Origin of the sequence: Thermogemmatispora aurantia (genome assembly GCF_008974285.1) — a bacterium.
In the GTDB taxonomy this organism is placed as follows: domain Bacteria; phylum Chloroflexota; class Ktedonobacteria; order Ktedonobacterales; family Ktedonobacteraceae; genus Thermogemmatispora; species Thermogemmatispora aurantia.
The window spans coordinates 1,736,148-1,760,250 of record NZ_BKZV01000001.1 but is presented as its reverse complement, the minus strand read 5'-3'; the positions used below and the strand labels follow the sequence as shown (position 1 = coordinate 1,760,250).

The following is a 24,103-nucleotide window of genomic DNA, read 5'->3' as shown; positions in this document are numbered from 1 at the left end:
GCCGGGGGACCATGTGAACATGACGGTGGAGCTGATCTATCCGGTGGCGATGGAGGCGGGTGTGCGCTTTGCCATTCGCGAGGGTGGCCGCACCGTCGGCGCGGGCGTCTGCACCGAGGTGCTGGAGTAAGCTGCCCGGCCTCTGTCGGTCAGTATCTGCTACCTCGTCAGCCTTCGCCTCGCTGGCTGGCTGGCGCTTGCCAGCGGTGATCATCCCTACCGCCCTGGCTGGGAGCAATGCAATGAGCGAAAAAGGCCAGTAGCTGCCCACGGTCAGGTAGAGGGTGAGCGCTCACGGCGTAGTGCTCCAGCGCGCAGCGGTACAGCGCGGACAACAGCAGATGACCTTATGGTCAGGAAGGGAAGCCCAGTGCGGCTCAGCGAGCTGCCATACTGGCCAGTGCAGCAGCGCGCGAGAGGTGCCCGGCTGTTGTTCCCTTCCTGACCTTCGTGCATACGTGAGTGACTTGACGGTCAGCAACTCTCCTACTGCCGTCAGAGGAGGGTGGCATCCCTGAACGGAGAGAACTATGGCTAGCAAAAGCAAAGAGAATCGTATCATTGTTGCTCTTGCCTGCTCAAATTGCCGGCATCGCAACTACCATACCTCAAAGAACAGGCGCACTCATCAGGATCGCCTTGAGCTGAGGAAGTTCTGTCCCAATTGTCGCACACATACGATCCATCGCGAGACCAGATGATAGCCGGGCAACGATCACTCCTGATCGAGAAAGGGTCAACGTGGCAAACAAAATGGCCGAGAAGAAAAAGGCTACTTCCGCCTCAAGCGAGGTTCTGCAGGCCAAGCCCCGCGGCGAGAAGGAGGCTTCTGCCCCCAAGGAGTCGAAGCGGATGACGCAGCGACGTGAGGGCCGTCAGGAGGTACGCCGCGAACAGAGGCCGTCCGCTTTTGCTCGCTTGCTTCAGCTGAGGCTGTTCCGCTTCCCTTACGAGGCCTATTACGAGCTGCGCTATAAGGTCACCTGGCCAACGTTCGAGGAGGCGCGCAATATGACGATCGCTGTCATTGCGCTCTCCGTCGCCCTCGGTATCGTCCTCGGGCTGGTCGATATTGGTCTCTTCCAGCTGTTCCGCCTGATCACGGGTACCAGGTAGGCCCCTTCAGGTGGGTAAAGCGTGCGAGCTGCTGCCTGCGCTGGTTGCGCGCCTGCCCTTTGCTGTCAAAGACGGCGTGGCGCTGCGGTGCCCTTGTCGTGAGGGCTGAGGCTGAGGCGCTGGACGGGGCGATCTGGCAGGGTCTACGCTGGCAGATCGGATGTGCTGAGAGTAGAGCCAGCTGCTCTTAGAGCGTGGTGGTGGGCAAGAGCTGAGCGAGAGAGAGGCGCGGCCTGAAGGCTGGGAATGGAATGGGAATTAACGCCATGCCAGGCGAGGGCGTTGGGGAGAGACCTTTCAGGAGGTAGGCGCCGGTTGGCCCGGCTGATCAGTGTAGAAGCGCTGGCCTGATCTTCGTGGGGCCTGTCGGGGCCGAAGCAATAGATCCCTCCTTGGGTAGGGAAGAGCGATCGCCTGCAGGTCTTATCTAGCGAAGAGGGGGAGCAATAGATTCCCGCGCCTCTGTGTTGTAATTTCTGTGGATATGGAATGGACGAATTGGAAGGACGCCCTCCCAGTGGCCGGCCAAGACGCCGCTGAGGTTGGGGTGCCAGGTTTAGCGGGCAATAAGCAAGAGGGAAATACCATGGTTGCTGATGACCCAAATCCAAAAGAACGGGCTGGCTCGGAAACGCGGTTCAGCACCGCGCTGTCGAAGTCAGGTAGCCCTGGTGCTGGAGAGCGTGCCTGGTACGCGATCCACACCTACTCCGGCTACGAAAATAAAGTCAAGAGCCATCTCGAAGCGCGCATTGCCTCGATGAACATGCGCGATAAGATCTTTCGGGTCGTCGTGCCAATGGAAGAAGAGGTGGAGATTAAGCAGGGGCAGAGGCGGACGGTACAGCGCAAAGTCTTCCCTGGCTATGTGCTGGTCGAGATGATCTTGACCGAGGAGTCGTGGTATGTGGTGCGCAACACGCCGGGGGTCACCAGCTTCGTCGGGTCGGGAACGCGCCCGGTGCCTCTCCAGGAACATGAGGTCAGGGCAATCCTGAAACAGGTTTCTGAGGAAGCCGAGAAGCCGAAGACGAAAATCAGCTTCACCAAAGGTCAGAGTGTGCGTGTCATCGACGGCCCCTTCACCGATTTCATCGGGACCGTCAGTGACATCAATATGGATCGTAACAAAGTCACGGTTCTCGTCTCCTTCTTCGGGAGAGAGACGCCAGTGGTCCTGGATTTTCTCCAGGTCGAGAAGATTTAACAATCAACAATGGAGGCGGGAGGTTAAGCTAAACCTCCCACTTTTTCATACATACCTGCATGCTGGAAAGGCGACGCTCAGCGGGCTGTCCTGCCAGGCCAGCCAGGCGCTCCGGCCTCTGCCGGAATCGCCTCGGCGGCGCCTGCCGCCAGGCCCTGGCGTCGCCGCTCACTGCCAGCCCCTGCCGTTTGAAGAAGGGCCTGACTCTTCTGGCTCTAGCTTGGACTGGCATGAGCACGAGCACGCACTCATTTTGCATTGTCGCTTGTTGAGGGAGCTGGAGTTACAATGGCAAAACGTGTCAAGGCTGTGATCAGGCTGGAGCTGCCCGCCGGTGAGGCTAAGCCCGCGCCCCCGGTCGGTACGGTGCTTGGCTCACAGGGCATCAATATTGTGGCTTTCTGTAAGGAGTATAATGCTCGCACAGAAAGCCAGCGGGGCATGATTATCCCCGCCGAGGTCACCATCTACGAGGACCGCTCTTTTACTTTTGTGACGCGCACACCCCCAACGACGTTCTTGCTGAAGCAAGCGGCGGGGATCGAGAAGGGGTCTGGGACCCCTGGCAGAACGAAGGTCGGTACGATCGACCGCGCCAAGCTGCGTGAGATCGCTCAGCTCAAGATGAAGGATCTCAATGTCCACGATATCGAGGCCGCTGAGCGCATCGTCGAGGGGACGGCCCGCAGTATGGGAATTACCGTTGTCTGAACCGCAGGCGCGACCTCGCTCGCCAGAGGCCAGGCACCCAACTCAGGTCGGGTCTATTTCACAACCTGCTCGGCGTGGACGGTCCTCCGTGCAAGGGGGCCTTGTGGCTCATTCCAGCCTACGCCAGGTTGGGTCTGGCCAGTAGAAATGATCCTCGCTGCCGACCTGATGAGCGCCAGGACAGGACAAGGTCGCGACCAGCTTTTCTAAGCAGCTGCCCGTCAGTCACTGCGGTAGATCACCACAAGGAGGGCTTACTGTTATGCCAAAGAAACACGGAAAGAAATATCTTGAAGCCTTGAAGTTACTTGAGCCGGGAAAGCTCTATCAGCCTCAAGAGGCCGTTTCTCTGCTCAAGAAGATGAATTACGTCAAGTTTGATCCAACCCTTGAAATACACATGCGCCTGGGGGTTGACCCGCGGCACGCTGATCAGATGGTGCGCGGCGTGGCCTTGCTGCCAGCGGGTACCGGCAAAGAGGTCAAGGTCCTGGTCTTTGCTCAAGGCGAGAAGGCTCGCGAAGCCGAGGCCGCCGGCGCCGACTTTGTCGGCCTCGATGATTTGATCAAGCAAATTGAAAATGACTGGCTGGGCTTCGATGTGGCGATCGCGACGCCGGATGTCATGCCGAAGATAGGCCGGCTCGGTAGGAAACTTGGCCCTCGGGGCTTAATGCCCAATCCCAAAACAGGCACAGTCACGATGGATGTGGCCCGCGCCGTACGGGAGGCGAAGGCCGGGCGTGTGGAGTTCCGCGTTGATCGCACGGGGCTGCTACATGTGCCGGCGGGCAAGCTCTCTTTTAGCGATGAGGCCCTGCTCTCAAATCTGGCGGCCATTATCGATGCGGTGATGCGCGCCAAGCCGGCCAGCTCCAAAGGTGCCTACATTCGCAACGTCGTCCTGGCTTCAACAATGTCGCCCGGGGTGCCGCTGGATCTTCAGTCGGCTCTCTCGTTGCGCGCCTAGCCTGGCAGAAACTCAGAGACGAGGCCGCCGTGAGCAATGCGTTTCTCTCTCCACTTCACTGGCAGGAATGGCCTTGTGAGTGCCGTAGAAAGGAGGGGCCTGCGCCCGCCTTCTCTCACGGCTGTAGCTTGACGGTGTGCCCCTCTCTTGCCTATAATCTGAACAGCCTGTAACCTTTAACCTTTGCGACCGAAGACAGCAAGTATGCCCGGGGCATGTAAATGATACCGTACGGTATCAGCTTGCCGAGGAGCCTGCTCTGCTTCTGGCTGCTATATGGCCGGCAAAGCCTTCGCAAGGCAGGGCAGAGCAAAGGGGGAAGGATTGCAAGACAGCGTGTGTCCTATGCCGTGTTGGCTGCCTAGCACTGAGCGGGCCGCCTCCGCGCTCTCTATGCACTACGCACATCTGCGATCCATCCACCGCTACTGCTACCAACGTAAGCTTGCCTCCGGGCCTTCGGTGTCGCACTGAAGGCCCTTTTTCTTGCGCTCCCGGAAGAGTCATGTCGGCTTGTTGTTGTTAACTGGTCAGCAGCTGAGGTACGTGCTGATCCCCATAGCGCGTGGATAGCCTGCCGACTGAGGCCCGCTTCCTCCGCTGACAGGCCAGGCCACGGACGGGGCTGGCTCGGGGCCAGTTGGAGAGGGGAGCCTTCTCCTGCTGACCTGCTCTCGGTGCGTACTTGCCTGTCATCGACAGCGTACTGTCCGGGCCTGCTCTGCTCAGGGCGCTAAGTGCCTCTCCTTACCTGCAGGGAGGGAAGAGCGGAGCGGCAAGCGGCTTTCTTCTCTCAAGCGAGAGGAAAAGACGACAAACTAAAAAGAAAGGAGGGGAGCGTGGAATGCCTACACCGGCAAAGGCGGCAAAGATCGAAGAACTGGCTGAGAAGCTGGCGCGCTCGCGCATCGCTATCCTGATTCAGACGCAGGGACTTTCGGTCAAGGAGATGAACGAGCTGCGCAGCAAGGTGCGCCCGATGAATGTCGAGGTGCAGGTGGCCAAAAACACCCTGCTGCGTCTCGCCGCCCAGCGCAATCAGCTGGCGGACGTTGATCCGAACATCTTTCACGGCCAGACAACCGTGGCCTTTGGCTACGATGATGAAGTGGCAGCCGCCAAGGCAATCGTCGATTCCTTGCAGAACTCGAACATGGTGGTGCTCAAGGCGGCAATTCTGGGAGGGCGCTCGCTGACGCCGGAGCGCGTCGAGGCCCTGGCCAAGATCAGCGGCGGCAAGCCTTCGGCTCAGGCCCAGCTGGTTGGTGGTCTGCAAGGACCACTGTCTACAACCTATAGCCTCTTGACTGCTCCCTTACGCGACCTCTGCTACGTTCTGCAGGCGCGTGCTGAGCAGTTACAGCAGCAACAGCAGGCGCAGTCTGAGTAATGCCACGTATGTTGAGTTTTGCTTAGTCTGTCTATCACAAGACCATACGCATCCGAGGAGGTTGCTCCATGTCCGTTGAGAGCATCATTGCAGAAATTGAAAAGCTGAACGTTCTGGAACTCGTTGAGCTGACCAAGCAGCTTCAGGAGAAGTGGGGGGTCAGCGCGGCCCCGGTCGCCGTAGCTGCGGCCCCCGCGGCGGCGGCTCCTGCTGAGGCGGCCCCCGCGGCCCAGCAGGAAGAGAAGACCGAGTTCGATGTCATCCTGAGCGAGGTTGGCGCCGAGAAGATCAAGGTCATCAAGGTGGTGCGCGAGCTGACCAACCTCGGCCTCAAGGAGGCCAAGGAGCTGGTCGAGAGCGCCCCCAAGCCGGTCAAGGAGGGCGTCTCCAAGGAGGAGGCCCAACAGATCGCGGCCAAGCTGCAGGAAGTGGGTGCCAAGGTCACCATCAAGTAAGACTCGCTGGCTCCACGCCTCGTCAGGTCAGGAGAGGACGCCCCGCCAGGCAACCCGCGTCATGCGGCCTGCCGCTGTGGTGAGCGCCCCTCTCCTGGCTGCTCTAATGGCTGCTGCTGCTGCACTGTTGTCTTGGGCAGAATATGACAGTAAATAACAGTAACCTGGCCCGGCTCCCCGCTCGCGGCCCGCGAGCGGAGCCGCTGAGCGGCTCTTGTCCTCTCAGCAATCTCGGAACACCGCTCTAGGCTGGCGGAAGAGCCTGACAGCCAGGCGAACCTCTCACGGCAGCAAGCGTCAGAGCCATCTAGACGCTGACAAACTAGCGTGATATAATGCATGGGTGTATCATCCAGGACTACTCAGGCTGAGAGGCGCTCGTCAGAGCATCCTCTCAAACCCGCTAAAAGTTTGGTCATCTCACCTGAGCCTGATGAGGAGGTGAAACAGAGGGTGGCATTGACTCGCGAGGATAAAACTGACATTATCGCTTCGTCTCGTATCCACGAGGCCGATACCGGCTCGCCTGAGGTGCAGGTCTCGCTGCTGACGGCACGTATCAATCAGCTGACCGAGCATCTGAAGATTCATAAGCATGATTTTCATTCCCGTCGCGGCCTGATGATGCTGGTGGGTCAGCGGCGTCGTTTGCTTGCTTACCTGAGCCGCAAAAGCCCGGAGCGCTATCGGGCGCTGATTGCCAAGCTCGGTCTGCGCCACTAAGGCACGAAAGCAGGACCCGGCTATCTGGCAAGCGATCGGTCGGCATGGTTCCTGGCTCCTCCTCCGCTAACTCGCCTCGCGGACGCCCCTCTGTGGTCTAAGGGTGAGAGTGGAAGCAAAAGCAAGCAGGAAGGAAGAGAGGAGGAGTGCTATCTCATGTAACGCTTGCCGACCGCTCGCTGGGTGGCCACGGGCACGAGGTCCTGCGTTACGAGTCCAGTGGCGCGCCTCCTGGCTGGAGAGCCAGCCTGAGCAGAGCCGCTGGAGGAGTGAGATGGCCAGCAAGCGCCTCGCCCGCCAGGATGAGAGTCCAGGCGCCCGGATGGCCTGCTCACCTGGGCATAGGCCGGACAAGCGTAAGAGTGGCTCGTTTCTCACACTTGCGCGTGATGGGCTATACGTAGTACTGAAGACTACGTTATGTATGTTGTTTGCCCGAGATCATGGGCGATCGTTCCTGAGTCTTGCCCAATCCAGGGGGCGAGACTGCAGCCTGTGCACAGCCAGCCAGGCGGAGAATCAGTCGGCGTGAGTAAGTGAGTTAAGTGAGTGAGGAAGCAAGGTAACAGAAGATCCGTTTTGTCCCGTCTCGCCTGGCCGAAGAGAGAATAAAGAACGCAAGAAGGCGGCAGAACCTCCTTTCCACCAGGCACAGCGCCCTCCGCTTGCTATGGACCTGGTCAGGAGTAGAACGTCGGCAGCCTGTCAGTCAGCCAGAGGAGCGCTGGCAGGCCAGAGTGGCACAGCTACTGACAGAGAGAAGGCACAGTGAATCGCTAATCTGCGCATCTTGAGTGAATGACCAGCGATCGGACGGTTGATGATCGCGCGGTCGTATTCGTATGAGGGTTTTCCAGTAAGGGGCTGAAAGCAGCGCGGTTTCATTCCTTCTTCTTACTCGCTCGCTTGTTGTAGCGGTTCGGAAGGAAGTCAGTCAGACAGCCAGTCAAGAAAGAGCAGAGGCAGGGGATCTTATTCAGGTTATCGTTGCGAGCAAGAGTAGAAGTAGTAGTAGTAGTCGGTCAGTTGTCTGTTCACAAGCACCCCGTTACGTCCCCGTGAAGCAAGGAGAGTTTCCAGGTCTACGGTCCAGCCAAGGGGTGTATAGTAGTCGGAGGAACTATGATCCATCGTCAAGAAGCTGTCATTGGCGGTCGCGTCATGAGCATTGAAACGGGACGAGTAGCTGAGCAGGCCAATGGCGCAGTCCTGTTGCGCTATGGCGATACTGTGATCCTGGCGACCGCCGTAGCCAGTGAAGAGCCTCGTGAAGGCATTGATTTTTTTCCATTGACCGTTGACGTTGAAGAGCGTATGTATGCCGCCGGTAAGATCCCCGGCGGGTTTATTAAGCGCGAGGGGCGGGCTTCCGAGCACGCCATTCTTGCCTGCCGCCTCGCTGACCGCCCTCTTCGCCCCCTCTTCCCGAAAGGATACCGCAACGATGTGCAGATTATTATCACTGTACTCTCTGTAGATCAGGAGAATGATCCCGATGTGTTGGGGATCATCGGTGCCTCGGCTGCCCTCTGTATCTCCGACATCCCGTTCGCTGGCCCAGTTGGTGCGGTGCGCGTGGGCTACATCGACAACGAGCTGGTGATCAATCCGCTGGAGTCCCAGATGGATCGCAGTCGCCTCGATCTGGTGGTAGCTGGCACGGCGGATGCAGTGATGATGGTCGAGGCTGGGGCTAAGGAGTTGCCCGAAGATATCATGCTGGAGGCGGTGATCCGGGGCCAGGAGGCGCTGCAGGATATTATTAAGATGCAAGAGAAGCTCATGCAGGCGGTGAATGTGGCCAAGCGGCCCTTTGAGACACCTCCTGTCGATGAGGAACTGCAGCGCCAGGTGGCCGAGTTCGTGCAGCCGCGTCTGGAGCAGGCGGTGAACCACCCCGATAAGACAGCCCGTTCGGCGGCGTTGACCGTGGTCCAGAACGAACTGGTGCAGACGCTTGGAGCACAGTATCCCGATCGTTTGAAGGAGATTATGGCCTTCTACGAGAAGGAGCTGAAGACCTATGTGCGCAACCAGATTCTGGACTATGGGATCAGGCCCGATGGTCGCGATCTGAAGACGATCCGCCCAATTACCTGCGAGGTTGGTCTGCTGCCGCGCACGCATGGCTCGGCCCTCTTTACGCGTGGTCAGACCCAGGTGCTGAGTGTGGTGACGCTTGGCTCGCCAGGTGAGGAGCAGATCCTTGACGGTCTGACCCCCAGCGAAAGCAAGCGCTTTATGCATCACTACAATTTCCCACCCTTCTCGACCGGTGAAACCAGACCGCTGCGCGGCCCAGGCCGCCGCGAAATTGGTCACGGAGCCTTAGCGGAGCGCGCTCTGCTGGCGGTGATCCCCTCGCAGGAGGAGTTCCCCTACACGATCCGCGCCGTCTCTGATGTGCTCTCGTCCAATGGCTCAACCTCGATGGGGTCAGTCTGCGGAACGACGCTGGCTTTGATGGATGCCGGTGTTCCCATCCATGCACCGGTGGCCGGGGTGGCGATGGGACTGGTAACGGGCGAGGGCGAGCGCGCCGGCAAGTGGGCTGTGCTGAGCGATATTCAGGGGATCGAGGATGCCCTGGGAGATATGGACTTCAAGGTCGCCGGCACCGCCGATGGCGTGACGGCCCTCCAGATGGATATCAAGGTCAAGGGCATCAGCTACGATATCATGGCCAAGGCCCTGGAGCAGGCACGCGAGGGCCGCATGTATATCATGGAGAAGATGCTCGATGCCCTCGATGCTCCGCGTCCGGAGCTGTCGGTCTTCGCTCCACGCATCCAGACCATGAAGATCAATCCTGATAAGATTGGTGCGGTGATCGGCCCCGGCGGTAAAACGGTGCGCAAGATCCAGGATGAGACCGGCGCCAAGATCGATATTGAGGACGACGGGACGGTCAATATCGCGGCCACTTCCAGCGAGGCGATGCAGCAGGCGATGGATGCCATCCGCGCTCTGACCGAGGAGGTGGAGGTCGGTCGCATCTATACGGGGACGGTGCGCCGCCTGGTCGACTTCGGAGCCTTTGTCGAGATTCTGCCCGGCAAGGAAGGCCTGGTCCGTACCTCGCAGCTCGCCGATTATCAGGTGTCGCGTCCCGAGGATGTGGTTTCGGTGGGCGATGAGATCACAGTGATGGTCATTGAGGTCGATTCGCAGGGGCGCATCAATCTCTCGCGCCGTGCGGCTCTCAGCGGTGAACTGCCTTCGCAGGCCGAGCTGGATAGCGATCGCGCTGCTAGCCGTGGCGGGCGCGACCGTGGTGGCTCAGGTCGTGGCGGTGGCTATGGAGGTGGGCGCGACCGCGATCTGGCAGCCCCTGGACGCAATGTCGGCTATGGTGGCGGTGGGCGCGACCGTGGTGGCTACTCGGAGCGCGGCGGTGGCGGGCGTTCACCTGGCTACAATAGTGGTAACTTCAGTGGCGGGCAGCGCCGTCCGATGGGCCCGGGTGGCTCTGGTGGCTCTGGCCGCGGCTCTGGTGGCCCGCGGCGTGACAGCGGCTTTGGCCCTCGCCCCAACGAGCGCCGATGGTAGCGCTCACTGCCTGTGAGGAAGCCAGGGCCTGGCATCAGTCGGTGTCGGTGTCGGTGTGACGTCGGTCGTGGCGCAGGCACCGCTTGAGTAGACTTGAGCGGATAGGATAGCTGCTAGACAGACGCTGCAAGTGCCTGATGCAGGAGGGGGCCGCGCTGGAGGCAAATTCCGCCGGCAGGCTGCCCTCCTCTTTGCTTTTGGCTCGCTGCACTGACTCCGTTCAGAGCAACTGGCTCGTGGCTTGCCAGGATGAGCAGGAACGATCGCTGTAAGCGGACGAGCCACAGCCAGGACATGCGGTCTGACGCCTCCTTGCTGTACGTACCTCGATCGAATGCTGGCTAGCGTCAGGCTCTGGCGTCCTCCTTTTGGCCCTGTTACATCACAGCTAGTCATGCGCGAGGCCATTCAATGCTGGTCTTCGCCGGGAGTACCTGCAGGTCCTATGCCTCTTGCGGCGAGGGCTGAAACATCCCATAATGGTTGCCAATCCAGAAAATGACCTGCGCCGATAGAACAGAGCAACTTACTAGAGAGGTATCTATGTCGCCAGAGGAGATTCTACGGGAGATAGCTGCGGAGGTCTCTGTCTGCACTAAGTGCGACCTCTGTAAAGGGCGCACGAAGGCCGTCCCAGGCGAAGGTCCTCCGAACGCTCGCATTCTCTTCATCGGTGAAGGACCAGGTTACCATGAGGATAAGCAGGGGAGGCCTTTTGTGGGGCCTGCCGGTCAGTTCCTCGATGAGCTGCTGCAGAGTATTAATCTCAAGCGCTCGGATGTCTTTATTACCAATGTGGTGAAGTGCCGTCCTCCCAATAATCGTGATCCCCTCCCCGAGGAGATCAGCGCCTGCAACGATTATCTGGATCGCCAGATTGCTGCCATCAAGCCGCTGCTAATTGTCACACTGGGACGCTACTCGATGGCCAAGTTCTTTGGCTCAGCCAAGATTAGCGCGATTCACGGCAAGGCTCAAAAGAAGGACGGCTATATTTGTATGGCGATGTATCATCCGGCTGCTGGCCTCCATCAGGCAAGCTTGAAAGAGACGATTCGCCAGGACTTTAAGAAGATCCCGGTGGTATTGGCCGAGGCCGAACGCCTGGCTGCCGAGGGGAAGCTCGGCTCCGCCAGCTCGCCGGCTGCCAATCCCCCAGAGGAGCCACCTCAGCAGCTTTCGCTCTTTTAGCTGGTGGGTTGGCTTGGCTTGGCGGACGCAGGCTGCTCTATCTACCCGCTCTCTGTGGCTGCGAATCGCCTGCAAGAGGCGGTGACTGGAGAAGAAAGAGAGCACGGCTGCACATACGATACGCTCGCGACCTGGCAAGACCTCTTTTTCTGCTTCGTTGATGATGGTTGGTTGGACCAGCCTGCCAGGGACGCCCGCACTGGGCGTCCTTCTTTGTTGCCAGTTCTTCTCTCCCCGCTGAGGCGTGTCTCTCTCAAAGATACCCGAGTTTCTTACTTGCTGCGCTCATTTGCCCTTGGCCAAAAGGTACCGGCTACATAATACTTTGATACATGATGATCTACTAACTCTTGCTTGCTAGCTTTTCTTCACGTATACTGAGAGCAGCAAGCACAGCTGCTCTTTAAATATGGAGGATACGATGCGAGCAATTTCCCGGAAGCATATTGCTCTTATCATGTTGCTCGCCTTCCTCGTAGCACTGACCTTCTCATTTGCTCCCCTCCCCGGCACCAGTGCGACCGCCCAGGCCGCAACCTCCTGGAAGGGCATCACTATTAACTGGTCGAATGTGCGTCGAGGCCCGAGCACTCAATATGCAGTTGTAAGCGTTTATGCACCAAATACGAGCGTAACAGTCTATGCAAGCGTTGCCGGACAAAATGTCTGGGGCAGTCCCTACTGGTATCGGATCAGCCCTCTCAATAGTGCCCCACTCTACATCTATAGCGGTCTAGTTGTCCAGGCGCAGAGCAGCAGCCAGGCCAGCCCTTATGGCAGCGGTAAGGTAATTGTGGTTGTCTTATCGAAGCAGTGGCTCTATGCCTATGACAATGGCAAGCAGGTTTTCAATACGGCGATTACATCGGGGCGGCCCTCTCTACCCACGCCTACGGGCACCTTCCATGTGCTCCGCAAGCTGCACCCGACAACTTTCTATTCGCCCTGGCCTCCTGGCTCGCCCTACTATTATCCGCCAACGTTCATTAACTATGCGCTAGAATTCGACTGGGGTGGCTACTTCCTCCACGATGCCTGGTGGCATGGAATCTTCGGTCCCGGCACAAATGGCTGGCACTATGATCCTGTAGCCGGCTGGACCTGGGGTTCGCATGGCTGTGTGGAGATGTCGGTGAAGGCGGCGGCCTGGCTCTATAACTGGGCGCCGGTAGGGACGACGGTCATCGTCAAGTCGAATTAGTTGCCTGGTTCTTTCTTTAACGGTCCAGGCGCCACCGAGATGCCTGTGCTTGCAGCCTCTGATCTGATGACCGGCGGGCGGACAATCAGAGAGGATCACAATCACGCCTCCGCGCCTTCGCGCGGAGGCGCCGCTCGTCGTCCATCTTCCGGTCTTGTCCTTGCCTCCTCCCCTCACTCCCGAGTCGTGCACATTCTGCTCCCCATTCTCAACCCCCAGGCTCTCCTCGTCCCTGTGTCTTATCAATGGTGGTCGCCCGCCTTCATTGCTCATCGCAGCTGCCTCGGCAATGCAAGCCGGGCGAGCAGCTAGCGATCGTAAAAGAGGATGCGTCCACAGTTGCTACAGGTTTGAATCTCGGTGCCCAAGCGCACGCGCTGCATCTCACTGGAGGTCAGTAGAACGCGGCACCACTGGCAGGAGTTCTGCTCCACGCGCGAGATAGCGCGGCCCTGGCGTGTGCGTCTCAGGGTCTCGTAGCGATTGAGCAGGTCGGCGGCAAGCGAGCTAGCCAGGGCTGCGCGTTGCTCTTCAAGGGCGTGCCGGCGCTGCTCCAGCTGGTCGAGGCGGGCGCGCTGAGCGGCACTCTGCTGCTCCCAATCCTCTTCGGCCCGGCGTAGCTCTTCTTCTCGCTGAGCAACCTGACGCTGCAGCGTCTCAATGAGGTCCATCACTTCCAGTGTTTGCTCCTCCTGACGGCTTTGTTGCGCTCTCAGGTGTTGTACCTCCTGCTGCAGGCTGGTCAGCTCTTTGGGACTGGTCACGATACCGCTGTAGAGGCGCTGTTCTAGAGTCTGCAGGCGGCGGCTGATCTCCTCTAGTGTCCACTCTGCTTCTTGCTGGGTCTGCTGCCCGGCTTGCAGTTGCTGCCGGGCGCTGACCAGCTCCTGACGCAGCTTCGCCAGGGCACGGTTGTCGCGCAGGGCCTGGATGATCCCCTGCCGCTCCGCAGCGAGGCGTTCAAGCTCAAGATCTAACTGTTGAAGTTGAAAGAGTGGAGCAGCAACATGAGTCGTGCTCATGATCGATGCGTCTCCTTTCCGGGCTGCTGCCCTGACCGGTCAACCAGACCGGCCCCCCATGTGCGCAAGAAGGAACTAGCCTGTATTGTATCTCTTCTGACGCTCCTTGAGCAAGGATCGTGCTGCGCTCAAAGGATGGGTCTCTTGCTTCTTATAGAACAGAATATTCAATTCGGGTAGAAAAAGAGGCGGAGCGCTGGCTAACAGGGCGAAGGGCTGTGGGCGCGGGCGCGGGAGGCTCGTCCAAAATGGCCGCCTGAGCGGGCAAGCGTTGTCAAGAACAGATGGATCAGTAATAATAAAGTTTGTCCTGGGAGACAGACGGCTGGTCATGAGCAGGCTGCCTGCCGGACAGCGCCCGAGTAATCGCATTGGGAGGATCTGATGACAGCAAAGCCTATTCCCGACGTGTCAACCATTGAGGAGCTGAGCAGGGGCTGGCAGGAGCGAGGCATTCGCCATGTGGTCTTCGAGTTGCCCGATATGCATGGTATGGCCCGCTCGAAAATTGTGCCTCTGAGCCGCTGGGAGCAGTTTGCCCGCGATGGATTGCGCATGATCGGTGTCATGACAACGGTGGATTCGGGTACCAATCTGGTGCCTGGCACCTACCAAAGTGAAGAGCGCAACTATGGCGATGCGGTCCTGCGCCCCGATCTGACCACCGCGGCAGTCGTGCCCTGGCTGGATGCGAGCGCCCGCGTGATCTGTGATGCCTTTTGGCCCGACGGCTCTCCTGTAGAGTCAGCCCCGCGCTATGTACTGCGCCGCGTCCTGGAGCGCCTGGCAGCCCTGGGCTATCGCGCCCATACGGCGATCGAGTACGAGTTTTATTTGTTTCAGGATCTGCTGAGCAAGGAACCTGTTTTCGATCGCCTGCATATTTTCCACACCCAGCGCAATGTCGCCTGCCCGGTGCCCTTGCAGATCATGGACCTCTTACCCGAGCTGGGCTTGCAAATGCTGACCTGCAATTGTGAATATGGCCCAGGCCAGTATGAAATCACCTACGATGCAGAGGATGCCCTCACTGCGGGAGACTACGGCTATACCTTCAAGAATGGCGTCAAAATGATTGCGCGCCGGCTTGGCTATCACGCCACCTTTATGACTCGCCCCTTTCTTGACCAGTCCTCTTCGGGGGCCCATGTTCATCTCAGCCTGCGCGATGCCAACGGTCGCAATGCCTTTCTTGACACGAATGATCGTCATGGCCTCTCGTCCCTGGCCTATCATTTCATCGGGGGCCTGATCCAGCATATGCCAGGGGCCTTGGCGCTGCTCGCCCCGACTCCGAACTGCTACCGCCGCTATTTGCATCATTCCTTTGCGCCGGTCAATCTCAGCTGGGGCCTCGACGATCGCACAGCCCTGATACGCGTCAAGAATACGGGCGATGCTGGCACCCACGTCGAGAACCGTGCTCCATCGAGCATGAGCAATCCCTACCTGGCGCTGGCTGCCACTGTCGCCGCGGGCCTGCTTGGTCTCGAAGAGGAGGCCGTGCCACCCGCCCTGGCCGAAGGCCCGGCGGAAGAGCACGAGGCTTTTGCGCCACTACCAGCCACATTGGAGGAAGCTCTGCAGCATCTGGAGGCCGATACGGCTCTCCGCGACCTGCTGGGCATGCAGTTTACCGAGATCTTCATTAAGACCAAGCGCCAGGAGCTGGAGCGCCGCGGTGACTATGTGCGCCAGCGTCTGCAGGCTGCCGAGCTGGAGTGGGAAGAGCAGGAGTATCTGGCCGACTTCTAAAGCCAAAGCGGACTGCAATGAGCCTGGCCCCCAGCCTTTAGGACCGCTCTCCTGACCTCCTCCTTACGGTCTGCACTGGACGGTCTACGCTGGCCGCAGGCGCAACAATAAGCAGAGGGACCGAGGTCGGCGCTTCAGCCTGGTCTACTTGATCAGCGGGCACCGACTTCGATCCCTCTTCCTGCTTACCGGCAAGGTGACGCGCTTTGAGCACCACCTGTAAGGGGAAGGCTACTCTCTGGGCTATGACTCAGCGCGCAGGATACGGCCCAAGAATTCGTAGCGCTCGGGATGGCGCCGTGCCAGATAGAAGGAATAGAGCAGCCCGATGATCACCCAGCCGATGACGAAGAGCGGCAGGATGTTCAAGGGGAAGGGCGTTGGGAAGAAGCCCAGGCCGGTGAAGAAGTCACCAATCACCGGCAACGGCGGCATGATAAACGAAACCAGAGGAATCAGCAAGAAGAGGCAGCTGACGATCGGCGCGATCAGGTGGAGCAGTGGATTAAAGTTCTGGCGATCGAAGCGCAGCGCGAAAGCCGGTGTCGAGAGGTTCACCAGGATATAGACCACCAGGAAGCTGATTGTGCCGATCGTCGCCAGCCAGGCGTAGCTGGTAATGCCGCTGGTCTGCGTGTAAACTTTGCCATCGGCGATGCCCAGGGCGTAGCTCACGCTGCCATCAGGATTGTTCTTCTGGATAATGAAGGCCAGGAAGATGATGACCAGAATCGTAAACAAGCTCTGGGCCATGATAGCGTAGTGGGGACTCTTCCAGCGCGGGTGCGTGCGCCCGAAAACGCGCGGCAGGATGCCCTCGCGACCCATCGCGTAGAAGTAGCGCACCATCCCGTTATGGAAGGCCAGACAGGCTGCGAAGCTGCTCGTTGTCACGGCGATGATCATCAGGACTTTCAGCCACCCACCAACGAAGTGGTCGGCCAGGTTATAGTAGGGGGTTGGGGCAATAGCGATATTGCCCAGCGTATCGCCGGCGTGCTGCCAGCCGAGGCCAATGACAGCGCTATAGGTGGTCCAGATGTAGAGCACAGCCATGATCAGGATCACCGAGAAGATGGCCGTAGGCACAGCACGGCGCGGGTTACGCGACTCCTCGCCGTAGACGGCGCCGGCCTCGAAGCCGATCCAGGACCAGATACCGAGTGCCATAGCCACACCGATACCCAACACTCCACCCGGGGCAACCCCTTTGAGATCGGAGCCTGCGGGCGTAAAGGTATGGAGCAGGTCATGGCCGGCGACCCCTCCATGAATGGTGATCATCAGGTCGAGCAGCACCAGACTCCCGATCTCTAGTACAAGGAAGGGAGCGAGCCACCAGGTAGACCACTTGATGTCGAAGAAGGAGAGCAAAAAGACGAGGACGCAGCCGATGAGGGCGTAGGTAACCCAGCCCAGCGGCATGTGGAAGCCAAGATAGGTGGAAATATTAATGTCGGCCAGGCCGCCAAAGGCCGCTTGAGAGGAGGCTTCGAAAATAGCGTAGCCGAAGAGCATCAGCCAGCCCGCCTGGAAGGCCGTGCCCGCTCCCAGGCCATGCCGTACCCAGGTATAGAAGCCGCCCGCCGAAGTCAGGCGGCGCGAGAAATAAACGATCGAGATTCCAAAGAGCAGCAACCCGATCGCCGAGAGCAGGAAGACCAGCGGCACGCTGGCGCCGGCCTGCGCTGCCATGTTGGGCACGTTAAAGAACATGGCCGCAATCGGCGCCGCCCCAGCGAAGCAGTAGTACATGACGCTGGGCATGCCGATGGCATTGATGTGCAGCTTGTCGAGGTCCTGGCGCTCTTCCAGGGCGATGTCGCCCTCGGGAAGGGCCGCGCCGGGCGTCGTCTGCCCCACCAATTCTTCCTGAGATGCCATAAATCACCTCCAGTTCAGGTCTTGCTATGAAGACCAGATCATCTGTAGAGCGCTTGATTGCTGAATAGCGGTAAGTCTGGTGCTACCCTGGGTTAAGGCAACGCTGCTGGCGTGGCGCACTGCTACTCTGCTCGCCCGCTCACCCACTGACTGGCTGGCCCCCTCGCTGCTGGTCAGCAAGCACGATCGCCGCTCCGCAACTGGCGGGAGTAGCGTACCGGCTCGCTGGCGACCAGCAACACTAACAGGATAGACTGGCTGGCTCTGCTACCAACAATAACAGCAGAGCCAGGCCCTGTCAACGCGCTTGCCGGCTAAGCCCCACGCTCGATCTCTTGCCAGGCCGCCTCACCGGTTGCGAACATGCTGATGATGGCACCGATCATCAGCGTCGCCGCCGTCAAACCTGCGACAATCAGGCTCCACTGCTGATTGGTCAGCAGGGGTACCCACGAGTTGAGGGCCGTGTCAACAATGGCGATGATGCCGGTGATCAGACCGACAACCGAGCTTAGCAGTAGCACGGGCATCGGCACGAGACGATTCAACAGCAGTGCCCGGCGATCGCGTATATACAGCGCCAGAATCAGAATAAACAGGAAAATGGTTGAGAAGGCCCATAAGATGGTTCCTGCTCCAATACCGACGAAATAGACCTCGAGGGAGAGGTCTGCCGGATTGCTGCCGAACAGGTAAGGAATAACCATAAAGAAGAGGATCGTGATAAAGATGGCCGCGGCAGTCTGGATGGCGATGGCGCGGGCTGGTTGGCGATTGTTGTTGAGCAGGCCAAGGCCCACCGGAATGCGGCGGTCGAAGCCAGCCACCATCAGGAAGCGGGCATAGATGTGGTTATAGACCATCGTCACCAGGCAGAAGACGCCCAGCATACAGACAGCGACCACGTTGCCGGCCAGCTTCCCCAGAGCTGTATCGACAGTAGTCACGAGGGCAAAGAGCACATAGGCAGACTTTGGCCCTTCGACGACCAGGATGGCGAAGGTCACGAGGACATAGCCAACCACCACAATCAGTGTCCCCCACAGCAGATGACGCAGGATCAACTGGCGGCGTGTCTCTGCGCTGGGAGCAATCGCCTCCGCCTGCATAGTGATCGGCAAATAGACCCCCAGATAGCCCAGAGTAATCACCCCAAAGAGGCCGAAGTTACCTCCGGTCTTTGGGTCCCAGGTGATCAGCCAATCTGAAAGCCGCGAGAAGCTCGTCGCCGGCGCGTGTCCAGTCGCAAGCCAGACGATGCCCGCTAAAATGACGAGACCGCTGGCAATCAGTAAGAGGACGAAAGCGGCGTTGGTAATGTTCTGTACCGTGCGGTGCGGTTGCACAGCCATGAAGCCCGAGATCAGGATGACCACACTCAGAGCCAGACCTTGCTGCCAGGGAGCAGTCAGCCAGCCACTGTTGAGGCCCGGGATATAGCTGATCGCCAGGTCGCTGGTGGCCATCAAGAGCAGTGGGGCAGGCAGCCAAACACAGAAGCCCACAAAGAAGCTCATGTAGCTGCCAAAGATGCGGTAGGCCCAGTTGTACAGCGAGCCTTCGTGAGGGAAGATGACACTTAGTTGGGCAGTGGCAATGGCGCAGGGCACAAAGAAGAGGATCGCTCCTACTAGCCAGAAGGTAATGCCCGCCGCGCCACCTGCAATGGCATTAGAGACGTTGGTCGGAAAGAAAATCAGCAAGACATAGAGGGTCATCAGGTCCCAGCTGGTCAGTATCGCTGGCATGACCTTACCTGGATACTCTTCAGAAGTCAGTACATGCGGCGGTCTATCCCCCTGTGACCGGCTACTGGTGATCATGGAACCTCCTTCGATGATTGCAGTTCCCACATGCCCTCACCATAGCAGATACTTTTACGCATGTCAATGCATTTGTTTCACAAATGTAATAAATGTAAGTTGCTATAGCGTCTGACTGAAAGGACTGGAGGGCAGGCAGACAGTCTGCAATGGGAGGAATGGCTATGGAGAAGATGAAGTGTTCAGCAGGGCGATCACTGGAGCGAGAGCCTCCATATATTCTTCCCAGACGACCCAATAGGAGATGTAATATTGTTGACGATAGTGTAGTAATTGAGTGCAAATCTCATCTGAGCTGCCAATGAGGAAATAAGGTGTTGTAGCAACCTCTTGCTCGCTGAGACCGTAGCGGGCGGCGACCTCGGTCAGGGCCTGCTGGCGCTTGCCGGTCAAGATGACTTCGAGAACGATCAGGTTCAATTCGAGCGAAGCAAAGCGCGGGCCGGCGGCCTGACGTACCCAGGTCAGCTTCTCGGCCAGAGCGGGGGCCAGGGCATCCTGTATATCCAGGCTCTGATTCATATGGCCAGCCACGCTGATAGTCTGTGTCCGTGGGGAGAAGCCGACAATAGTCGCCTCCCGTGCCGCCAGCGAGAGCAAGCGTTTGCCGCTACCACCCACCAGAATTGGCGGATAGGGGCGCTGCTGCGGCTGCAGTGCCAGGGCCAGCCCCTCAATCGTGTAATGCCGACCACTGAAGCTAAGTCGCTCACCGGCCAGCAGGGCCTTGATGATCTGCAAAGATTCGGCGAGTCGCTCTATGCGCACACCGGGCGAGGCAAAGGGAATGCCGCATTGCTGGTACTCACTCGCCATCCAACCGGCTCCCAGGCCCAGCTCGAAGCGTCCGCCTGTGAAAACATCGAGGGTGGCCACCTCACGCGCCAACATGACAGGGTGGCGGAAGTCGTTGGCGAAGACGTAGCTTCCCACGCGCAAGTGCGTGGTGGCCGCGGCGATCCGTGCCAGAGCCAGCGTTGTAGCAAACTGATCGCCGATGTGGTCGGGCAGCAGAAAGGTCGAGTAGCCCAGCTGCTCGGCGCGCTGGGCCTGTGCTAGCAGGGTAGCAAGATCCGGTGTGGTGTTATGTGAGAGGACGCCAAAGCGCAGAGGACGACGATTATCAGCTATCTCACTCATACGGTACGACGCTCCTTGTTTCGGGCTGCTGGCCTCCAGGCAACAGAGCACTCATGGCAGGGAGGAGATGACAAGAGGGACCTGGCGGTTTGCTGACCATGCTGCAAGCCTCTACTCCCGACCAGGTCCCTGGAACAGCAGAGATGCGCTCTCGATCGCGCTCTTCACGATTGTCTGCTCGTGGAGAGTAGAAGGAGGGTTAACAGACTTCCACGGACTGTTCAAGCGATTCTGGCTAGACCGGCTCAACGCGCAGGAGCACCTCGTCCTTCTGAACGACTGCCCCGTTCTCTACCAGGATCTTAGTCACGCGCCCGGCGACCGGGGAAGGTACCTCGTTAAAGGATTTCATGGCCTCGATCAGGGCCACTGTTTGGCCGACCTGGATGACATCGCCGATCGAGACGAAAGGTGGCTCATCCGGCGAAGGGGCTGCGTAGTAGACTCCGGAGAGCGGTGCTACGACCGGCAGCGTGCGCTCCTCCTCGCGGCTCTTCGCCGAGGCGGCTTTGCTGGCGCCTGCAGGCCGTTTCGCCGCGCCCCGGCTACGCACCATTGTTACAGGATTGGTCGCCACCTCGCTAACGGATGGGGCAGTCACCAGCACCATTCCTGGCTGGCGGCGAATGATAATCTCCAGATCGTGCTCATTTAGCTCCAACTCGGCCACCGAGCTGCCTTCGAGCACGTGCACCAGTTCCTCCAGGCGCTCGATCCAGGCCGTCTTCCGATCTTCTTCCTTGTTGCTCATCATCACACTCGCTCGCAGATTAAAGGCATACAGCAAACCGGAGCAGGCCGTACCTGAGCACTCTAGCAGTGCGCCAGCTAGGCTTATCCACCCCGGTTCACTCAGATCTAGAGAGGCGAGCAGACAACAGCGTAGTACAGCTATTGACTACTCGCTCTCCTCGTAGCGCTTGAAGATCAGGCAGGCGTTATGTCCGCCGAAGCCCATTGAATTGGACATGGCCACCCTGACCTGGGCCTGGCGTGCCTGGTTGGGCACGTAATCCAGATCGCAGTCGGGGTCGGGATGGTGCAGGTTGATGGTCGGTGGAATAATCCCGGTGAGCAGCGTCATGATGCTGATGACAGCCTCGACGGCTCCCGCGGCCCCAAGGGTGTGGCCGGTCATCGACTTCGTGGAGCTGATCGCCAGGCGATAGGCGTGCTCGCCGAAGCAGGTCTTGATGGCCTGGGTTTCGGTGCGATCATTGTAGGGCGTCGAGGTGCCGTGCGCATTGATATAATCAATATCTTCGGGACGCAGACCAGACTTACGCAGGGCCATCTGCATCGCGCGCACTAAACCGGCGCCGCCGGGAGCCGGCTCAGTCACATGGTAGGCATCGCCTGTTGCGCCATAGCCGACCATCTCGGCCAGGATCGTTGCCCCACGGGCCTTCGCAAACTCCAGCTCCTCCAGAATAAGGACCGCGGCTCCTTCGCCCATCACAAAACCGTCGCGGGTGGCGTCGAAAGGACGGCTGGCTCCCTGTGGATCATCGTTGCGCCGCGAGAGGGCGTGCATGTTATCGAAGGCGGCAATAGCGATCGGTGTGATGCCGCGCTCGGAGCCGCCGGCGATCATCGCCTTCGCGTCGCCGCGCCGAATGGTTTCCCAGGCCTCGCCGATCGTATGGGCGCTGGTCGCGCAGGCCGAAACAGCGGCCCAGTTGGGACCGCGTGCACCCGTCATGATCGAGACAATGCCCGGGGCGCCATCGACAATCATCATGTTGATAAAGAAGGGACTGATGCGGTCTGGGCCCCGCTCGAAGAGGATGCGGAATTGCTCGTGGAGCGTCATCAGACCGCCGATGCCGCTGCCGATATAGACCCCCACATCATCGGCAATTTCCTCGCTGATCTCCAGGCGAGACTGAGCCAGCGCTTGCTTGGTGGCAGCAATAGCGATATGTTGGTAGGGGTCAGTGCGGCGAATCTCCTTACGGTCCATATAGGCCGAAGGGTCGAAGTCTTTGATCTGGCCCCCGAATTTCACGCGGAAGGGGCTGGTATCGAAGCCGACGATTTCGGCGATGCCGGATTTCCCTTGGCAGAGGGCTTCCCAGGAAGACGCCACATCGTTCCCCAGGGGAGTAATCAGCCCTAAACCGGTTACAACGACACGTCTCATTACGTCACCTCCTCTATAGTCGGGTTCTCTCAGCCGCTCTCGCGCCAGCAGGTAAGGTGCTGTGATGGCACGTGATCCGCTGTCAATCAAGCAAGCCCTGGTCCTGATTGAGAGCACCTACCTGTTAACCAGGCAGTCGCGCGAGCCGCAGAGGCTGGCTGACTGGCCTGACCGACCAGCCAGGCTGACCGGCCAGAGAACGAACACAGAGCGGCAAGAAGAGGCCCGCTGAGAACCCAGCGAGACCCGGCACGAACCCAGTGCGAACCCGGTCAGATGCCAAGTGAGGCAGCCTCCTCCTGGAGGAACCGGGTATAGGCTTCTCCACGGATAAAGACCTGATGTCTGAGAAGACGCTGGTGGAAAGGAATCGTCGTGGGCAGGCCCTCGATGACGAACTCATCCAGCGCGCGCTGCATACGCGCAATGGCGGCGTCGCGATCCTCGGCCCACACGATCAGCTTGGCCAGCAGCGAGTCGTAGTGTGGAGGAACCGAGTAGCCGGCGTAGAGATGGCTATCGACGCGCACGCCAGGACCGCCGGGCGGCAGATATTTCTCCACCACACCGGTCTGCGGGCGGAAATCGGCCTCGGCATCCTCTGCCGTGATCCGGCACTCGATGGCGTGGCCGCGGAACTGAATGTTCTCCTGCTTCAGCTGCAGCGGCTCGCCGGCAGCAATGCGGATCTGCTCCTTGACGAGGTCGACACTGGTCACCATTTCTGTGACCGGGTGCTCCACCTGTAGGCGCGTGTTCATCTCCATGAAATAGTAGCGGTTCTCATCGTCGAGAAGGAACTCCAGCGTCCCGGCGTTGGTATAGCCAATCTGCTGCACGGCGCGAATGGCCTTCATGCCGATCTCTTGTCGTAGCTCGGGAGGCAGCAGCGGGCTGGGCGACTCCTCAAGAACCTTCTGATTGCGGCGCTGGCAGGAGCAGTTACGCTCGCCCAGGTGAACGCCGTTGCCGTGGTGATCGACAAGGACCTGGATCTCGATATGGCGCGCGCGCGGCAGGTAGCGCTCCAGATAGAGGCCATCATCGCGGAAGGCTTCGCGCACCTCGTTCTGGGCCAGGGTGAAGACGCGTTCAAACTCCTCTGGGCTGTTGACCAGGCGGATGCCGCGCCCTCCTCCGCCAGCGGCAGCCTTCAACATCAAGGGAAAACCGATCTCGCGCGCGGCCTCTCGCGCCTCCGCCAGCGTGCGTAACACGCGTGTGCCCGGTAGCATCGGCAGCCCAGCGGCGGCCATCGCCTCGCGGGCCGAGACCTTATCGCCCATGATCGCCATCGCTGTGGCGGAAGGGCCAATAAAGGTCAGGTTCACATCTGCACAGATCTGGGCAAAGCTGGGATTCTCTGAGAGGAAACCGTAACCGGGATGGATAGCTTCGGCCCCGGAGATAAGAGCAGCGCTGATGATATTAGGAATATTAAGATAACTTTTGCCGCTTGGCCCCGGTCCTATACAGATGTGCTCGTCCGCCATGCGTACCGGCAGCGAATCGCGATCAGCCTCGGAATGCGCGATGATCGTGCGGATACCCATCTCGCGACAGGCGCGGATGACCCGTAGAGCGATTTCGCCACGGTTAGCAATAAGGATCTTTCGAAACATGGCTTTTGATCGGACAGGACAGACGCAGGGGACCTGCGCAGTCCATGCTTGCTCTCATCGTGATTTTCCCCGGCCTGAGATGGCTGGGGCAATTTACGGGTTATTATACCATGCCCGCTCGAAAGCGACCAGTGGGGCAACGGCGTATGTCCCACTGGTCAAGCTGGCTTGCTCTCTTGGCTGGTTAGAAGGGAGGAGGAG

The 24,103-nt window shown here is 59.3% G+C and carries 21 protein-coding genes; 14 read left to right on the top strand and 7 right to left on the bottom strand.

The window, feature by feature from the left end; translation table 11 throughout:
- The 12 genes from KTAU_RS06880 to KTAU_RS06825 all read left to right on the top strand — a co-directional run.
- The coding region (locus tag KTAU_RS06880; protein ID WP_503827349.1) for an EF-Tu C-terminal domain-related protein at positions 1–130 on the top strand (130 nt) is incomplete at its 5' end.
- Between the two features lie 400 nt (positions 131–530).
- On the top strand, positions 531–701 hold the full coding sequence (gene rpmG / locus KTAU_RS06875) for a 50S ribosomal protein L33 (RefSeq protein WP_081838352.1): 171 nt from the start codon (positions 531–533) through the stop codon (positions 699–701).
- A gap of 151 nt (positions 702–852) precedes the next feature.
- Entirely contained in the window at positions 853–1,116 is a 264-nt protein-coding gene (gene secE, locus KTAU_RS06870) for a preprotein translocase subunit SecE (protein WP_170293109.1), read from the top strand.
- A gap of 586 nt (positions 1,117–1,702) precedes the next feature.
- Positions 1,703–2,323, top strand: a complete 621-nt coding sequence (nusG, locus tag KTAU_RS06865; RefSeq protein WP_112434188.1) for a transcription termination/antitermination protein NusG — start codon at positions 1,703–1,705, stop codon at positions 2,321–2,323.
- 288 nt (positions 2,324–2,611) lie between these two features.
- Entirely contained in the window at positions 2,612–3,034 is a 423-nt protein-coding gene (gene rplK, locus KTAU_RS06860; RefSeq protein WP_112430144.1) for a 50S ribosomal protein L11, read from the top strand.
- 262 nt (positions 3,035–3,296) lie between these two features.
- Positions 3,297–4,004 (top strand): 50S ribosomal protein L1, encoded by a 708-nt coding sequence (rplA, locus tag KTAU_RS06855; protein ID WP_151727617.1) that lies wholly within the window; start codon positions 3,297–3,299, stop codon positions 4,002–4,004.
- Positions 4,005–4,848: 844 nt separating this feature from the next.
- On the top strand, positions 4,849–5,394 hold the full coding sequence (gene rplJ, locus KTAU_RS06850; protein ID WP_151727616.1) for a 50S ribosomal protein L10: 546 nt from the start codon (positions 4,849–4,851) through the stop codon (positions 5,392–5,394).
- Positions 5,395–5,462: 68 nt separating this feature from the next.
- Positions 5,463–5,849 carry a 50S ribosomal protein L7/L12 gene (gene rplL / locus KTAU_RS06845; protein WP_151727615.1) on the top strand — a complete coding sequence of 129 codons (387 nt, stop codon included), beginning with the start codon at positions 5,463–5,465 and terminating at the stop codon, positions 5,847–5,849.
- Between the two features lie 453 nt (positions 5,850–6,302).
- Positions 6,303–6,572 carry a 30S ribosomal protein S15 gene (rpsO, locus tag KTAU_RS06840; protein ID WP_146747217.1) on the top strand — a complete coding sequence of 90 codons (270 nt, stop codon included), beginning with the start codon at positions 6,303–6,305 and terminating at the stop codon, positions 6,570–6,572.
- Positions 6,573–7,694: 1,122 nt separating this feature from the next.
- Positions 7,695–10,121 (top strand): polyribonucleotide nucleotidyltransferase, encoded by a 2,427-nt coding sequence (locus tag KTAU_RS06835; RefSeq protein ID WP_151727614.1) that lies wholly within the window; start codon positions 7,695–7,697, stop codon positions 10,119–10,121.
- A gap of 543 nt (positions 10,122–10,664) precedes the next feature.
- Positions 10,665–11,312, top strand: coding sequence for a uracil-DNA glycosylase (locus KTAU_RS06830; RefSeq protein WP_151727613.1), 648 nt, complete (start codon positions 10,665–10,667; stop codon positions 11,310–11,312).
- A gap of 421 nt (positions 11,313–11,733) precedes the next feature.
- Entirely contained in the window at positions 11,734–12,513 is a 780-nt protein-coding gene (locus KTAU_RS06825; RefSeq protein WP_228026338.1) for a L,D-transpeptidase, read from the top strand.
- A gap of 308 nt (positions 12,514–12,821) precedes the next feature.
- Here the strand turns inward: KTAU_RS06825 and KTAU_RS06820 are convergent, their stop codons facing one another.
- Positions 12,822–13,535 carry a zinc ribbon domain-containing protein gene (locus KTAU_RS06820; RefSeq protein ID WP_151727612.1) on the bottom strand — a complete coding sequence of 238 codons (714 nt, stop codon included), beginning with the start codon at positions 13,533–13,535 and terminating at the stop codon, positions 12,822–12,824.
- 384 nt (positions 13,536–13,919) lie between these two features.
- Here KTAU_RS06820 and KTAU_RS06815 point away from each other — a divergent pair, with 384 nt between their 5' ends.
- Positions 13,920–15,290 (top strand): glutamine synthetase family protein, encoded by a 1,371-nt coding sequence (locus KTAU_RS06815; protein WP_151727611.1) that lies wholly within the window; start codon positions 13,920–13,922, stop codon positions 15,288–15,290.
- A 243-nt stretch (positions 15,291–15,533) separates the two neighbouring features.
- Here KTAU_RS06815 and KTAU_RS06810 read toward each other — a convergent pair whose 3' ends face one another.
- The 5 genes from KTAU_RS06810 to fabF all read right to left on the bottom strand — a co-directional run bounded on the left by KTAU_RS06810 (position 15,534) and on the right by fabF (position 22,280).
- Positions 15,534–17,174, bottom strand: coding sequence for an APC family permease (locus KTAU_RS06810; RefSeq protein ID WP_151727610.1), 1,641 nt, complete (start codon positions 17,172–17,174; stop codon positions 15,534–15,536).
- A gap of 314 nt (positions 17,175–17,488) precedes the next feature.
- Entirely contained in the window at positions 17,489–18,997 is a 1,509-nt protein-coding gene (locus tag KTAU_RS06805) for an amino acid permease (RefSeq protein ID WP_151727609.1), read from the bottom strand.
- Positions 18,998–19,159: 162 nt separating this feature from the next.
- Entirely contained in the window at positions 19,160–20,137 is a 978-nt protein-coding gene (locus KTAU_RS06800; protein WP_151727608.1) for a TIGR03621 family F420-dependent LLM class oxidoreductase, read from the bottom strand.
- Between the two features lie 235 nt (positions 20,138–20,372).
- Complete coding sequence (locus KTAU_RS06795) at positions 20,373–20,891, bottom strand: acetyl-CoA carboxylase biotin carboxyl carrier protein (protein WP_151727607.1); 519 nt, start codon at positions 20,889–20,891, stop codon at positions 20,373–20,375.
- Between the two features lie 144 nt (positions 20,892–21,035).
- Positions 21,036–22,280: a beta-ketoacyl-ACP synthase II gene (gene fabF / locus KTAU_RS06790; RefSeq protein WP_151727606.1), complete on the bottom strand. Its 1,245-nt coding sequence runs from the start codon at positions 22,278–22,280 to the stop codon at positions 21,036–21,038.
- A 64-nt stretch (positions 22,281–22,344) separates the two neighbouring features.
- Here fabF and KTAU_RS21510 point away from each other — a divergent pair, with 64 nt between their 5' ends.
- A complete protein-coding gene (locus KTAU_RS21510; protein WP_170293108.1) occupies positions 22,345–22,512 on the top strand; it encodes a hypothetical protein in 168 nt (55 codons plus the stop codon).
- Between the two features lie 40 nt (positions 22,513–22,552).
- Here KTAU_RS21510 and accC read toward each other — a convergent pair whose 3' ends face one another.
- A complete protein-coding gene (gene accC / locus KTAU_RS06785; protein ID WP_151727605.1) occupies positions 22,553–23,902 on the bottom strand; it encodes an acetyl-CoA carboxylase biotin carboxylase subunit in 1,350 nt (449 codons plus the stop codon).
- Positions 23,903–24,103 lie beyond the last annotated feature (201 nt).

Bases quoted from the DNA above. Each gene is read 5' to 3' on its own strand.
- rpmG (WP_081838352.1), top strand. From the start codon at position 531: ATGGCTAGCAAAAGCAAAGAGAATCGTATCATTGTTGCTCTTGCCTGC.
- secE (WP_170293109.1), top strand. From the start codon at position 853: ATGACGCAGCGACGTGAGGGCCGTCAGGAGGTACGCCGCGAACAGAGG.
- nusG (WP_112434188.1), top strand. From the start codon at position 1,703: ATGGTTGCTGATGACCCAAATCCAAAAGAACGGGCTGGCTCGGAAACG.
- rplK (WP_112430144.1), top strand. From the start codon at position 2,612: ATGGCAAAACGTGTCAAGGCTGTGATCAGGCTGGAGCTGCCCGCCGGT.
- rplA (WP_151727617.1), top strand. From the start codon at position 3,297: ATGCCAAAGAAACACGGAAAGAAATATCTTGAAGCCTTGAAGTTACTT.
- rplJ (WP_151727616.1), top strand. From the start codon at position 4,849: ATGCCTACACCGGCAAAGGCGGCAAAGATCGAAGAACTGGCTGAGAAG.
- rplL (WP_151727615.1), top strand. From the start codon at position 5,463: ATGTCCGTTGAGAGCATCATTGCAGAAATTGAAAAGCTGAACGTTCTG.
- KTAU_RS06835 (WP_151727614.1), top strand. From the start codon at position 7,695: ATGATCCATCGTCAAGAAGCTGTCATTGGCGGTCGCGTCATGAGCATT.
- KTAU_RS06830 (WP_151727613.1), top strand. From the start codon at position 10,665: ATGTCGCCAGAGGAGATTCTACGGGAGATAGCTGCGGAGGTCTCTGTC.
- KTAU_RS06825 (WP_228026338.1), top strand. From the start codon at position 11,734: ATGCGAGCAATTTCCCGGAAGCATATTGCTCTTATCATGTTGCTCGCC.
- KTAU_RS06820 (WP_151727612.1), bottom strand. From the start codon at position 13,535: ATGAGCACGACTCATGTTGCTGCTCCACTCTTTCAACTTCAACAGTTA.
- KTAU_RS06815 (WP_151727611.1), top strand. From the start codon at position 13,920: ATGACAGCAAAGCCTATTCCCGACGTGTCAACCATTGAGGAGCTGAGC.
- KTAU_RS06810 (WP_151727610.1), bottom strand. From the start codon at position 17,174: ATGGCATCTCAGGAAGAATTGGTGGGGCAGACGACGCCCGGCGCGGCC.
- KTAU_RS06805 (WP_151727609.1), bottom strand. From the start codon at position 18,997: ATGATCACCAGTAGCCGGTCACAGGGGGATAGACCGCCGCATGTACTG.
- KTAU_RS06800 (WP_151727608.1), bottom strand. From the start codon at position 20,137: ATGAGTGAGATAGCTGATAATCGTCGTCCTCTGCGCTTTGGCGTCCTC.
- KTAU_RS06795 (WP_151727607.1), bottom strand. From the start codon at position 20,891: ATGATGAGCAACAAGGAAGAAGATCGGAAGACGGCCTGGATCGAGCGC.
- fabF (WP_151727606.1), bottom strand. From the start codon at position 22,280: ATGAGACGTGTCGTTGTAACCGGTTTAGGGCTGATTACTCCCCTGGGG.
- KTAU_RS21510 (WP_170293108.1), top strand. From the start codon at position 22,345: ATGGCACGTGATCCGCTGTCAATCAAGCAAGCCCTGGTCCTGATTGAG.
- accC (WP_151727605.1), bottom strand. From the start codon at position 23,902: ATGTTTCGAAAGATCCTTATTGCTAACCGTGGCGAAATCGCTCTACGG.